Annotated in this window: 7 protein-coding genes; all 7 read left to right on the forward strand. The window is 61.3% G+C overall.

The features are described from left to right. Positions 1-15 precede the first annotated feature (15 nt). The 7 genes from ACYU7Z_RS14915 to ACYU7Z_RS14945 all read left to right on the forward strand — a co-directional run bounded on the left by ACYU7Z_RS14915 (position 16) and on the right by ACYU7Z_RS14945 (position 14661). Positions 16-1860: a RagB/SusD family nutrient uptake outer membrane protein gene (locus ACYU7Z_RS14915; protein ID WP_460571865.1), complete on the forward strand. Its 1845-nt coding sequence runs from the start codon at positions 16-18 to the stop codon at positions 1858-1860. Between the two features lie 24 nt (positions 1861-1884). Next, positions 1885-2640, forward strand: a complete 756-nt coding sequence (locus ACYU7Z_RS14920) for a rhamnogalacturonan acetylesterase (RefSeq protein WP_460571867.1) — start codon at positions 1885-1887, stop codon at positions 2638-2640. 23 nt (positions 2641-2663) lie between these two features. Next, a complete protein-coding gene (locus tag ACYU7Z_RS14925) occupies positions 2664-8897 on the forward strand; it encodes a pectinesterase family protein (protein ID WP_460571869.1) in 6234 nt (2077 codons plus the stop codon). 95 nt (positions 8898-8992) lie between these two features. Beyond that, a complete protein-coding gene (locus ACYU7Z_RS14930; RefSeq protein ID WP_460571871.1) occupies positions 8993-9946 on the forward strand; it encodes a pectinesterase family protein in 954 nt (317 codons plus the stop codon). Positions 9947-9988: 42 nt separating this feature from the next. Beyond that, positions 9989-11617, forward strand: coding sequence for a glycoside hydrolase family 43 protein (locus ACYU7Z_RS14935; protein ID WP_460571873.1), 1629 nt, complete (start codon positions 9989-9991; stop codon positions 11615-11617). Between the two features lie 100 nt (positions 11618-11717). Next, a complete protein-coding gene (locus ACYU7Z_RS14940) occupies positions 11718-12761 on the forward strand; it encodes an oxidoreductase (RefSeq protein WP_460571875.1) in 1044 nt (347 codons plus the stop codon). Positions 12762-13023: 262 nt separating this feature from the next. Next, positions 13024-14661: a glycoside hydrolase family 28 protein gene (locus ACYU7Z_RS14945; protein ID WP_460571876.1), complete on the forward strand. Its 1638-nt coding sequence runs from the start codon at positions 13024-13026 to the stop codon at positions 14659-14661. The last annotated feature ends 4 nt before the right edge of the window (positions 14662-14665 follow it).

Below are 14665 nucleotides of genomic sequence, written 5' to 3' on the forward strand. Positions count from 1 at the left end.
GCTGACACGCGCTATATGAAGATCACGTTTTCCCCGAAGCTACTCGTGGTATCGACCGCCTTCCTCGGCCTGGGCCTTGCCGGCTGCAAGAAGTTCCTCGACCAGAAACCCATTACCGAGCTGAGCACCGAAACGGTGTTCAACGATGTACCCGGAGCCTATGGCGCGCTGATGTCGGCATACAGCCGGCTTGTTGGCGACAACGGCTACGGCATCCGCCTGAGCATGTACTACACCGTCGACAACGACGAGATGCAGGGGCCGACCGGTAACGTCGGAACAAGCGATAACGACCGCCGCGACATCGCGCGCTACCAGGCCACGGCCGGCAACGCGCAGCTGATCGGGCCCTACGCGCAGCTGTTCCAGGGCATCGAGTTTGCGAACCAGTGTATCGACAACATCCCGAAGATGGCGAAGTACACGAGCGGTACCGAGCAGGAAAAAGCGCAGCTCCGCCGCATGTACGGCGAAGCGCTGACGCTCCGCGCGCAGTTTTACTTCGAGGCCATCCGCAACTGGGGCGACCTGCCCGCGCACTTCACTTCGGCCAAGAACGAGGTGGTTGCCAACCCGAACCCTACCCGTGTTGACCGCGACACGCTGTACAACCATATTCTCGCCGATCTCCAGGAGGCGTCCGCACTTGTGCCCTGGCGCAACGAGCTGAGCACGATCGGCGACGCGCCCAACGAGCGTATCACGAAAGGCACGGTGAAAGGCCTGCGCGCCCGCATCGCGCTGTTCCGCGGCGGCTACTCGCTGCGCCAGAACGGCCAGATGGAGCGCCGCAGCGACTACGCCACCTGGTACCAGGTAGCCCGCGACGAGGCTTTCGCCATTATGCAGTCTGGTCAGCACAGCCTCAACCCGAGCTTCCGCGCGCTGTGGAAAGACCAGGTGGGATCGCGCACCTCGGCCGACCCCAACGGCGAATTGATGTTCCAGGCCAGCGGCGTCGGCGTAAGTGGTGCCGAAGACTCGAAGCTGGGTTACTACAACGGCCCCACCGTAAACGGGTTCGGCAACCGCGCCCTCAATATTCTTCCTACGTATTTCTACAGCTTTGATCCGCTCGACCTCCGTCGCGATGTGACCGTAGCGCCCTATATCGTGGGTGCCGACGGTGTGTCGAAGACCGGCCAGGCGATCACGGCGATGAACGACGGCAAGTACCGCCGCGACTGGATCACGCCGATCATTGCGGCAACGAGCCAGGCCCAGTACTTCAGCCTCAAGTGGCAGATCCTGCGCTACTCCGACGTGCTGCTGATGTTTGCCGAAGCGGAGAACGAGCTAAATAACGGCCCCACGTCCGCGGCCTACGATGCCATCAACATGGTGCGTCGCCGCGGCTTCGGCAAGCCCCTGCTGACGCCCGATGCCTCGGTGGATCTTCCCGCCGGCCTCAGCAAGCAGGCCTTCTTCGACGCCCTGGTGAAAGAGCGCTCGCTCGAGCTGGGTGGCGAAGGCGTTCGCAAGTTCGACCTCATTCGCTGGAACCTGCTGGCTACGAAGATCCAGGCCACCAAGACCGCGCTTGATCTTATGTCGAAAGCGCAGGCGCCCTACAACACGCTTCCCGCGAAGATGTACTACCGCACCGGTGCTACCGCCGATGACGCCACGATCTGGGCCAACTCGTACTATGCGCCCTCGCCCACATCGACTCCCGCGGGCACCACGTCGGTGAACTGGATAGTGGCGCCCACGTCGTCGGCGCCTATCAACGCCATCGGTACCACGGCCCTGGCGCGCTACGCGCTTGGCTTCACCGCAGGCCGCTCCGAGCTACTGCCGATTCCGCAGGCCGTGCGCGATGCCAACCCGCTCATGACGCAAAACCCCGGTTATAATTAATCCGCCCGCTCCTCCGAACGCTGTATGAAACGTCTGTCCCTTTTGCTTTGTGCTGCCCTGCTGCTTGCCTTTGCGCTGCCGCCGCGGAAGACCCGGGTATACCTCATCGGCGACTCCACCTGTGCCAACAAGGAAGTGCGCGCCTACCCCGAAACGGGCTGGGGCATGCCCTTCGCGTATTTCTTCGACTCCAGCATCGAGGTCGACAACCGGGCGAAGAACGGGCGCAGCACGCGCACCTTTCTTTCGGAAGGACTCTGGCAGCCCGTTGCCGACAACCTGCAGGAAGGTGATTACGTATTTATACAGTTCGGCCACAACGACGAATCGAAGGAGAAGACAGACCGCTACACGACGCCGGAGCAATACCGCGCCAACCTGCTGCGCTTTATCAGCGAAACCCGAGCCCGCAAGGCCATCCCCGTGCTGCTGACACCGGTATCGCGCCGCAAGTTCGACGAGGCGGGAAACGCCGTGGAGACGCACGCCGAGTACGCCCCGCTGGTGCGCGACGTAGCCCGCGAGCAGAACGTGCCGCTCATCGAGGCCGATGAAAAGACGAAGGCGCTCTACCAGCAATTCGGCGCCGAGGGATCGAAGCTGCTGTTTCTCCAGCTCGAAAAGGGCGAGCATCCCAACTACCCCGACGGGAAAATCGACAATACACATTTTAACGAGCTGGGCGCCCGCAAGGTGGCCCAGATCATCCTGCAAGGCATCCGGGATCTCGATCTTGGCCTCGCGCAGCATATCCGCAAACCGGTTGAACCCAAAAAATGATCACTCACGAACAAACTGCTTTTATGCAAACCAATGCTACACTTGCTTTCCTGAATCGCACCCGGCTACAGGCATGCGTGCTGCTTTGCAGCCTGCTGACGGCCTTCGGCGCGCACGCCCAGCAACCGGCTTTCCCGGGCGCTGAAGGCGCGGGCCGCTATGCGTCGGGCGGGCGCGGCACCACGGCTACGCCAACCACGGTGTACGAGGTGACGAACCTGAACGACGACAACAACCCGGGCTCGCTGCGCTATGCGCTCCAGGTAAGCCAGGCAACGGCACCCTACCGCACCATCGTGTTCCGCGTGGCCGGTATCATCCATCTTACGTCAACGCTGTCGATCAAGTCGAACGTAACGCTGGCCGGCCAGACCGCGCCCGGCGGTGGCATCTGCCTCGCCGACTACCCGGTGCTCATCGCCGGCAACAACGTGATCATCCGCCACCTGCGCTTCCGTATGGGCGACAAGAACCAGGCAGCATCGCTTGGTAACGATGACGCCCTCGGCACCAACGGCAACAGCTATAAGAACGTGATCATCGACCATTGCTCCGTTAGCTGGTCGGATGACGAGGCGCTGTCCATCTACAGCGGCGACAGCACCACGCTGCAGTGGAACTTCATCACCGAGCCCCTCAACTATTCGTACCACGATGAAGGCTCGGGCGTGGAAAACCACGGCTATGGCGGCATCCAGGGCGGAAAGCACGTATCGATCCACCACAACCTCTACGCCCATTGCCAGAGCCGCACACCGCGCTTCGACGGCGTACGCAACCTGTCGCCCAATACACCCGGCCTCGAGAATGTTGATTTCGTGAACAACGTGCTCTACAACTGGGGCATCAACAACGTTTACGGTGGCGAAGGCGGCAACTACAACATCGTCAACAACTACTACAAGTACGGTCCGTCGACCAGCAGCGGCGTTAAGTTCCGCGTAGCCAATCCCTACAAGCAGGCGAGCGGTCCGGCCATCCCGTATGGTAAATACTATATCAACGGCAACTATGTTGACGGCTCTACCACCAACACGGCCAACAACTGGAAGGGCGTTACGATGGACGGCGGAACTGCTGCCGACACGGCGCTCGCCAAGGTAACCACTCCCTTCACGATCGTGCCGCTGACGACGCAGGATGCCGCTTCGGCCTACAGCCTCGTGCTGCAGCAGGCCGGTGCCACGCTGCCCGCGCGCGACACGCTCGACCAGCGCATCGTGAACGATGTGCTGAACCGCACCGGACGCATCATCGACGTGCAGGGCGGCTACCCGCACAACACAGCCTATGCGTCGACGGTGAATGCCTGGCCGGCCCTGAGCTCGGGCGCGGCGCCCGTCGATACCGACCACGACGGCATGCCCGACAGCTGGGAAGCAAGCCATGGCCTCAATTCGAGCGATCCCTCCGACCGTGGCGGCATCGCAGCCAACGGCTACACCAACCTCGAGAACTACCTCAACAGCATTACCACCAACCCGAGCTTCTCGGTAAGCGGCAACCTCACCGGCTTCGCCCAGACCGTGGGCAGCGCCTCCGCGTTCAAGACCTATAGCCTCACCGGCAGCAACCTGACGTCGAACGTGAGCATCACGGCCCCGGCCAACTTCCAGGTATCGGCCGACGCCAGCACCTGGGGCCCGAGCGCCAACATCAGCGTCGTCAACGGCAACCTCACATCGTCTACCGTATATGTACGGATGAACGCATCGGCCGCCGGCGCCTACAGCGGCAGCATCGTGAACACGACCTCGTCGATCACCCAGAACATCGCGGTGGACGGTATCGCCGTATCGGCGCCCACGGGTGTGAACGCTACCGTGGCCAAAGACGGTACGGGCAACTACGCCACCGTGCAGGCCGCCATCGACGCCGCTCCTACGGCCTCGACAACGCCCTGGGTTATTTATATCAAGAACGGCAAGTACCGCGAGAAGATCGTGGTGCCTTCCACCAAGCCCTTTATCCAGCTGGTAGGGGAGAGCGTGGCCAACGTAATTGTCTATTATGATGACCCCGCAACGGTTCTCGGCACGTCGGGCTCGGCGAGCGTGACCATCAACGCCACCGACTTCTCGGCGCTCAACATCACCTTCGCCAACTTCTTCGGCGACGGCTCGCAGGCAGTAGCAGTGCTCGTGAACAACGACCGCGCTTCGTTCAAGAACTGCCGCTTCCTCGGCAACCAGGATACCCTGTACCTGAAAGGCGCCGGCAACCCCCGCGCTTACTTCAATAAGTGCTATATCGACGGCAACGTGGACTTCATCTTCGGATCGGCCATTGCCCTGTTCGATTCCTGCACCATCTTCCCGAAGGCACGTACCGCTTCCGGCAACTCGTTTATCACGGCCGCCAACACACCTACGGGCCAGAACTATGGCCTCGTTTTCCGCAACACACGCATCGCCGACAACAACGGCGCCACGACGTACTTCCTCGGCCGTCCCTGGCAGAACACGACGACGGTAACGCCGCAGATCCTCAACAACCGCACGACCTTCCTCAACAGCACGATGGGTTACAGCATCGCGCCCGAAGGCTGGACTACCTGGGATGCCACGACCACAACATCGGGCATCGATTATGCTGAGTACCTGAGCAAGGATTTCACAGGCGCCCTCGTGAATACCGCCTCGCGCGTATCGTGGTCGCAGCAGCTCAGCGCCGCCCAAGCCGCCAACTACACGAACAGCAACCTGTTCGGCACCTGGGATCCCTGCACCGTCTCGACGCAGATGTGCTCCTACCAGGCCCCCAACATTGCCGTGTCGAATTTCCGCGCCAGCAAAGGCGTGAGCAGCGGCAGCCTCGACTGGAACATTTCCTGGAACATGCCCGGCGTGACCTACGAGCTGTACCGCTCCACGACCCGCAACGGCGGCTACAGCGTCGTTAACACCTTCAGCAATCCCAACGACACGCTGTACTATTTCAACTATACCGACGCCCTCCCGACCTCGGGTACGGCTTATTACTATTACCTCGTTGCTTCGAAGGGCGGCTTTGCCTCGCACACAACCGATACGGTGTCGATCTCGAACGTGCAGACGATCAACGTAAGCGGCACGCTCAATGCCTTCTCGCAAAACATCGGCACGCCGTCGGCCACGCAGACGGTTACCGTTTCAGGCGCCAACCTCACCGACGACCTGACCATCACGCCGCCGGCCAACTACGAGGTATCGAGCAATGGTGCCACCTGGTACAACAGCAGCAACCCGCTCGTGCTTGCGCAAACCGGCGGCGCCGTTGCCAGCACGCCGCTCAGCATCCGCCTCAACTCGCCCTCGCTGGGCACCTGGTCGGGCGACGTCGTACTGAGCAGCCCCGGTGCTACCTCGGTGAACGTACCGGTAACCGGAACCACCGCCATCATCGTTCCGGTAACGGAGCAGGTGCTGCAGTGGTGGCCGATGACGCAGAATAACAACGACAGCGCCAACGTCCGCTCCGTAGCCGTTGCGCCCAGCACGACCCGCTTCCGGACCTTTACGGTTTCCAACGGTGTGCAGGTGGCGGTTGTTCCCCCGTACTCCGTGGCCCGCGGCCAGGCCATCAGCGCCTCTGCAGCCGGCGACGGCCTCTGGTCGAGCGCCTCGGGCGGCCCCGGTGGCAACCTGAACCGCACGATGTACGAGCAGTTCGTTGTAAAAGCGAACTCGAACTATCGCCTCCTCATCGACTCCTTCATCATTACCTCGGCCTTCTATAACTCCTCCAGCAGCACCAAGCTGGGCGTGGTCTGGTCGAAGACCGGCTTCGCAACCGACTCTGCCAACGTAAGCAGCAACCCCGGTCCGTTCACCAACCCGATCCTGCTGAACAACCAGACCTCGGGCCCGACCGATAACTACCGCCTTGCCCTCAACGGCACGACGGGCGTGACCATCCAGCCCGGCGACTCGCTGACGGTCCGCATCTACTACAGCTGCAGCTCGTCGACCGCAGGACGCTATGCATTGGTAAAAGATGTCATCGTGAAAGGCGTGCCCACCGATATCACGGTGCCGCTGCCCACGATCAGCGCATCGCCCACGACGCTCCCGGCCTTCAGCCAAACACTTGGCCTGCCCTCGGCGCCCCAGAGCTACACGGTATCGGGCAGCAACCTGACCACGCCGCTGCTCGTGCTTCCGCCGGCCAACTATGAAGTGTCGCTCGACGGCGTTACCTGGTACAACAACGTCACCCCGATCGTGCTCCAGCCGACTTCCGGCACGGTAGCCGCTACCACCGTGCAGGTGCGCCTCAACGCCACTGCTGTGGGTGCTTACTCGGGCAACGTTCAGAATACGATCGCTACGGGCACGACAGCCAACGTAGCGGTAACCGGCAACACGGCTGCCATCCCCACGATCGTGGCCAGCAGCAGCATGGGTGCCTTCTCCCAAACCCTCGGCTCTCCCTCGGCTGTGCAGACCTACACGGTTCGCGGCTTTAACCTGGCGACCAACCTGACCATCACGCCGCCGGCCAATTACGAAGTGTCGGCAGACGGTGGTGCAACCTGGTTCAACAGCACAACGCCGCTGGTACTTACCCCCACATCGGGCGGCATCGGCAGCACCACGATCACGGTGCGTCTCAATGCGCCGACATCGGGAACCTATGGCGGCAACATCGTTCACACGAGCGGCACCGCAACCGTTGTGAATGTCCCCGTAACCGGTATCACCTCGGGTACGCCGACGCTCATCAGCAACGGCACGCTGGGCAACTTCTCGCAAACCGTGGGCACGCCTTCCGCGGTGCAGACCTTCACGATCTCCGGCAGCGCCCTCAGCAGCGCCGTGACGGTAACGCCGCCTGCCGGCTATGAAGTGTCGGCCGATGCTGGCGCCACCTGGTTCACCAACAGCACGCCGCTCTCGCTCACACCGGCTTCGGGCACGCTGGCAACGACGACCATTAGCGTTCGCCTCAATGCCTCGGCCGCTGGTACCTATAACGGTAACATCAGTGTTGCCAGCAGCGGCGCAACGTCGCTAAGCATCCCGGTAACCGGTGTGGCCGTATTGCCGCCCTCGGTTACGGTAACGGCTTCGCTGAGCAACTTCGCACAGACAGTGGGTACACCTTCCGCCGTGCAGACCTACAGCCTCTCGGCCGCCAACCTGGTTAGCAACCTCACGATCGCCCCGCCCGCCGGTTACGAAATTTCGGCCGACGGCGGTACGACATGGTTCAACAACAGCAACCCGCTGGTGCTGACACCTGTATCGGGCACGATCGCTCCCACTACGATCTCCGTTCGCCTCAATGCATCGGCCGCCGGTACGTACAACGGCAACATCGTGCACACGGGCACTGGCTTCACCACGGTGAACGTACCCGTGAACGGTGTAGCGGTACTGCCGCCCACGGTTTCGGTAGCGACGTCCTCGCTGTCGGCCTTCACGCAAACGATCGGTAGCCCGAGCGCCACGCAATCCTACAACGTGTCGGGTCAGAACCTGACGGCCGCGGTAACCGTGACGGCGCCTGCCAACTACCAGGTGTCGCTCGATGGTACAACCTGGAGCAGCTCGGTAACCCTGACGCCGGTTTCGGGCACACTGAGCAGCACGCAGCTGTTTGTGCGCCTCAATGCGACTACGCCCGGCACCTACGGAGGCAACATCGTACACGCCAGCACGGGTGCTACAACGCGCAACGTTGCCGTTAATGGAACCGCGGTTGCGCCGCCCTCGCTGACCGTTTCGGGTACGCCGCTGCAGCCGTTCTTCCAGCAGCTCGGGCAGCCTTCGGCCGTACAATCCTATGTGCTCACGGGCAACGCGCTTGTTGGCAGCACCACGGTAACGGCGCCCGCCGGTTACCAGCTGTCGCTCGACACGGGCCGCACCTGGAGCTTCGCGCCGCTGGTTATTTCCGGAACAGGCGGGCAGGTGCTGATCAGCATCCGCCTCAATGCCGGCACCGTAGGCAACTACAACGGCATCATCACGCACAGCACAACCGGCGCGGCCGTACTGAACGTGGACGTAACAGGTACTACCTCGGGTGCGACCGCGAGCTACGCGATCTACCCGGTACCGGCCTTCAACCAGATTTACTTCGTGCATCCGCGCGACCACCGCGCCGGCACGATCTCGATCTACAACGCTGCCGGTCAGCGGGTACAGGTTCTCGGCGCCTCGATGGGTGCTGCCGAAACCACGATCGACATCAGCAAGCTGTCGCAAGGAGTGTACTACGCCGTGTTTGAAGACGGCACGCAACGGATCACGCAACCGTTTGTGAAAAAATAAAATAGCGAGGATGCCGGCATTTTGCCGGCATCCTTGTTTATACCTGATCCGCTCATTAGAAAATGATAAGAAAGAATCCCCCAAACTATTTTTTCGTGAAAAGCATCCTATCCGTACTTCTACTGTTTGCGACATTCGTTGCCGGTGCCCAGAAAAAGGGCGACTGGGTTGTAGCCCGGGACGGCAGTGGCCGGTTCCGCAGCGTGCAGGCCGCCCTCAACGCGGTGCCGGAAGGAAACCACAAGCCGCTCACCATTTTCGTGAAGAAAGGCGTTTACTCCGAAGTCGTGATCGTAGATGCCACCAAGGGCTTTGTACGCCTGGTAGGAGAGGACCGCGACGCCACCGTCATCACGTTCAACAACCATGCGGGTACGCGGCTACCCAACGGCGATACACTCAACACGTGGACCTGCGCCACGGCCTTTGTGTATGGGAATGACTTCAGCGCCGAGAACATAACGTTCCGCAACGATGCCGGCTTTACCGCCGGGCAGGCCGTGGCGCTCCGGGTGGAAGGCAACCGCGCAGCCTTCCGCAATTGCCGGATGACCGGTTTCCAGGACGTGCTCTTCCTCAGCGGATCCGGTGTGAAGCACTATTTCCGCGATTGCGAGATCGACGGTACCACCGACTTCATCTTCGGCGCGGCCACGGCCGTATTCCGCAACTGTCACATCCACAGCAAAAAGAACTCGCATGTAACGGCGGCTTCCACCAACAGCATCATTCCTTTTGGGTTCGTGTTTTTCGACTGCCGCCTTACTGCCGATTCGGGTATCAACAAAGTATCGCTGGGCCGACCCTGGAGCCCCACTGCCTCGGTGACCTATATCCGCTGCTGGCTCGGCGGCCATATCATCCCCGAGGGCTGGAACAACTGGAAGAACCCGGCCAATGAAGCCACCGCGCGCTTCGCCGAATTTGGCAGCAGCGGCCCCGGCGCCAACCCGGAAGCCCGCGTCAAATGGGCGCGGCAGCTGACAAAGGAAGAAGCCGACCGGATCACGGTGAGGACGGTGCTTGGTGACTGGAACCCGGAGAAGTGAATAACGAATATCGAATAACGAATATCAAATATCGAATAACGAATGGAAGGCATGTTGCGGAAAGCATTGCTTGCGGCGGCTGCCGTATTTCTACTGGTACGGGCTGGGGCGCAGGACTCCCTTTCCAAAGCCTGGCTGTCGGACCAGGGGGATGGAACCTATGTAAACCCGGTGCTGCATGCCGATTATTCGGACCCGGATGCCGTCCGCGTTGGTGACGATTACTACCTCACCGCTTCTTCCTTTGAGGATATGCCCGGTCTTCCGATCCTGCATTCGAAAGACCTTGTCAACTGGCGCCTTGTGGGGCACGCGCTCACACGACTCGAGCCCGCGGCGCATTTCGCGGTGCCGCGGCATGGCGGTGGCGTCTGGGCGCCGGCGCTGCGTTACCACAAGGGTACGTTTTACCTCTATTATCCCGATCCCGATTTCGGCATCTTCCTGCTCAAGGCGAAAAAGGCCGAAGGTCCCTGGAGTGCGCCGCAGCTGGTGCTCGCCGGCAAGGGCCTCATTGATCCATGTCCTTTCTGGGATGACGATGGCCGCGCTTACCTCGTGCATGCTTTCGCCGGCAGCCGCGCCGGTATCAAAAGTGTGCTTGCCCTGAAGCGTCTCAGTGCCGACGGAAGCCACACGCTCGACGAGGGGGTGCTGGTATACGACGGGCATGCGACCGATCCGACCATTGAAGGTCCCAAGCTGTATAGGCGCGCCGGTTGGTACTACATCTTCGCGCCCGCAGGCGGCGTGTCGACGGGCTGGCAGCTCGTGCTTCGATCGAAAAACATTTACGGTCCTTACGAGCGGAAGGTCGTCATGGACCAGGGGACTTCGCCCGTCAACGGTCCGCACCAGGGCGCCTGGGTGCAAACGCAAAGCGGCGAGGACTGGTTCCTGCACTTCCAGGACAAGGACGCTTATGGACGCGTGCTGCACCTGCAGCCGATGAAGTGGGTAAATGGCTGGCCCGTGATCGGTGCCGATCCTTCGGGGAGTGGCAAAGGGATTCCCGTGCAGCGCTACCGAAAGCCCAACGTGGGACATACCTGGCCAAGAGTAACGCCGCTTGAAAGCGATGAGTTCGATGGGAGCCGGATCGGCCTTCAGTGGCAGTGGCCCGCCAACCCGAAAGCGACGTGGGCCTTCGCGGATCCCGGCAAGGGCGTGCTGCGCCTCTTCTCCGACGTACTACCCGACAGCGCCCGCAATCTCTGGGGCGCCGCAAACGTGCTGCAGCAGAAGTTCCCGGCGGAGACGTTCACGGCCACAACGAAAATCACTTTTTATCCCAATCCGAAGCTGCAGGAACGCGCCGGGCTTTCCGTGATGGGGCTTGCCTATGCCGCCCTTGCGCTGCAGCGCGACAGCAGCGGCCTGCGCCTGCTGGGGCTTCGCTGCACGGATGCCGACAGGGGTGGAGCCGAATCCGCAACGGTGCTCGCCGGCGCGCTGCCTCCGACCGTATATCTACGGGTTCGTGTTGCGGCGGGCGGGCGCTGCCGCTTCAGCTGGAGCGTCGACGGTGAGCGCTTCACCGAATGGCCCGACGAGTTTGTCGCGCTGCCCGGCCGCTGGAAAGGCGCCAAGCTCGGCCTCTTTTGTACCCGCAACACAACGATCAATGACGCCGGGTATGTGGATGTGGACTGGTTCCGCATCACGAAATAGAGCTTGCAGTTTGGAGTTTGGGGTTTGGCGTACAGTAATTTTGTGGGGCACCCGAACTCCAAACTTCAAACCTCAAACCTCAAACCTCAAACTGGAAACCGTGACCCCGATACGTACCGCCCTGCTTTCCTTCGGTCTTTCCGGCAAAGTCTTTCACGCGCCCTTTCTCCACGATCATCCGGGGTTTGAGCTGGCCGCCGTATGGGAGCGCAGCCGCCGCGACGCTGAAAAGCAATACCCCGGCATTCACTCCTACAGCAGCCTCGAAAGCCTGCTCGCCGACGAGCGCATCGAGCTGGTTGTCGTCAATACGCCCAATTACACGCACTACGAATACACGCGGGCCGCGCTGCAGGCAGGCAAGCACGTGATCGTGGAAAAGCCGTTTACCACGAGCGTTGCAGAAGGCGAGGAACTGCTGCACCTGGCAGAAGCGCGCGGACTGCACTTGTCCGTGTACCAGAACCGCCGCTGGGACAGCGACTTCCGGACCGTCGAGCGCGTGCTCCGTGAAGGAGTGCTCGGCAAAATCGTCGAAGCGGCGATCCACTTCGATCGTTTCAACCCGGCGCTGAGCCACAAGGAGCACAAGGAAACACCGCGCCCCGGTACCGGCGTGCACTACGACCTTGGCCCGCACATCATCGACGCCGCGCTCCACCTGTTTGGTATGCCGGAGGCGCTCTTTGCCGACCTCCGCAGCCTGCGGCCCGGCTCGAAGATCATCGACAATATGGACCTGCTTCTTTTCTACCCCGAGCTCCGCGTGCGTCTCCATGCCGGCTACTTCGTGCGCGAGCCGCTGCCCGCCTTCCAGCTTTTCGGTACGCAAGGCTCGTTCCTGAAGGAGCGCGCCGACGTACAGGAATCGGGACTACTCCAGGGGCGCCGCCGTGGCGGCGCTGGCTGGGGCCTTGAGCCCGACTCGGCGCAAGGCATCCTCCATACCGGAACTGGCGATGCCGCGCAACGCAGCAAGATGCCCACCGAGCGCGGCGACTACGCCGGTTATTTCGACGGCATCTACCGGGCCCTTCGCGAGGGAGCCCCGCTGCCCGTAACGGGCACCGACGGGCTGAATGTTATCCGCATTATCGATGCCGCCGAAGCATCCGCGCGCAGCGGTTGCCGCACCGCGCTCTGACACGACGTTGGCGGGTGGAGCGAGCGCGGCGCAAGCCGCGTCGGAGCGCAATTTGCGCCGAAAGGGCGCGCCGCGTTGCTCCGGTAACGTTTTCGGTAACGATTGCGTAAAAAAAGACTTTTGATCTTCTTGCCGGAAGGCCCTTTCTAAGTAGACTTGTTGTGCAATCAACCGTTCTCAAAACTGAGGCTATTGATGCAAGCAATCGTTATTCCGGCGGCATAGTTCCCTATACTGCCTTTTTTTACTTCGAAGTAATTCTATGAAATATAAATTGATCATCATCGGCTTGCTGTTCTCTGCGTCCCTGTCCGCCCAGAAAGGGCCGGCGCCGGTGATGGTGAAGGACCCTGTGTTCCGGAAGGATACACTCAACATTACCCGCTTCGGGGCCAGGGCCGATGGGCAAACCCTCAACACAAAGCCGATCAACGACGCCATCACCGCGTGCAGCAAAAAGGGCGGCGGCGTTGTGCTCATCCCGGCGGGCTTCTGGCTCACCGGCCCCATAACCCTGCAAAGCAACGTCAACCTGCACCTGGCAAAAGGCGCACTGCTCCAGTACACCCGCGACTTCAACCAGTATCCGCTGGTGGAAGGCGAGTGGGAAGGCTCCCCGCAGATGCGCAACCAGTCGCCCCTCAACGCGAAGGCTGCGGTCAACATCGCGGTGACCGGCAACGGGGTTATCGACGGCAACGGCGATGCCTGGCGCATGGTCAAGAAAGACAAACTCACGGAAACGCAATGGCGCCGCCTCGTAGCCTCCGGCGGTGTGCTGAGCGACGATAAAAAAACATGGTACCCGTCCGAGAAAAGCAAGGCCGGGGCCGCCCTGAAAAACCCCGGCGTCATCGAGTCCGGAAAGACGCCCGACTTCTACGCCTCCGTTAAAGACTTTCTGCGCCCCAACATGCTTGTGTTTACAAGCTGTAAGAATGTGCTCCTGCAGGGTGTCACCTTCCAGAACTCACCGGCCTGGTGCCTGCACCCGCTCATGTGCGAAAACCTCGTGGTGCGCAGCGTGTACGTGAAGAACCCCTGGTATGCCCAGAACGGCGACGGCATCGACGTGGAAAGCTGCAAAAATGTGCTGATCGAAAACAGCACCTTCGACGTCGGCGACGACGGCATCTGCATCAAATCGGGCCGCGACGCCGCCGGGCGCAAGCGCGGAATGCCCACCGAAAACCTGGTTGCCCGTAATAATACGGTCTACCATGCCCACGGCGGTTTCGTAATCGGGTCGGAGATGAGCGGCGGCGCCCGCAACATCTGGGTCGACAACAACACCTTTATCGGCACCGACATCGGCCTGCGCTTCAAAACGACGCGTGGCCGCGGCGGCATCGTCGAAAATATTTTCGTGACCAACACCGTAATGAAAGACATCGCGGGCGAGGCCATCCTCTTCGACATGTACTACGCCGCGCAGGACCCCGTGCCGCTGGCCGGTGAGAAGCGAGAGCCGCCGAAAGTGGAAACGCTCCCCGTGACCGAGGAAACGCCGCAGTTCCGCAACTTCCGCATCCGCGGTGTGGTGTGCAACGGCGCGGAGAAGGCCATCTTCGTACGTGGTCTTCCCGAGATGGCGATCAGGGGCGTGGTACTGGAAGACATGGTGCTCGAAGCCAACAAGGGACTCGATATGACCGAAGGCAACGGAATCACGCTGAACAACGTGCGCTTCATCACGCGCGACATCAACCCGGTACTCAACATTCACAACAGCCAGAATATTTCGCTTAACAAGATTCAATATGGCAAGGCCGACCTCCTGCTCAACGTCAGTGGCGAGAAGAGTGACCGCATCACGGTTCGCTCCACCGACAAGACAGGCGCTGCCAAAGGCCTCGAACTGTCCTATGGTGCCCGCTCCGGCGCGGTGACCTGGAACTAAAACG

This window comes from Flaviaestuariibacter terrae (assembly GCF_054777635.1).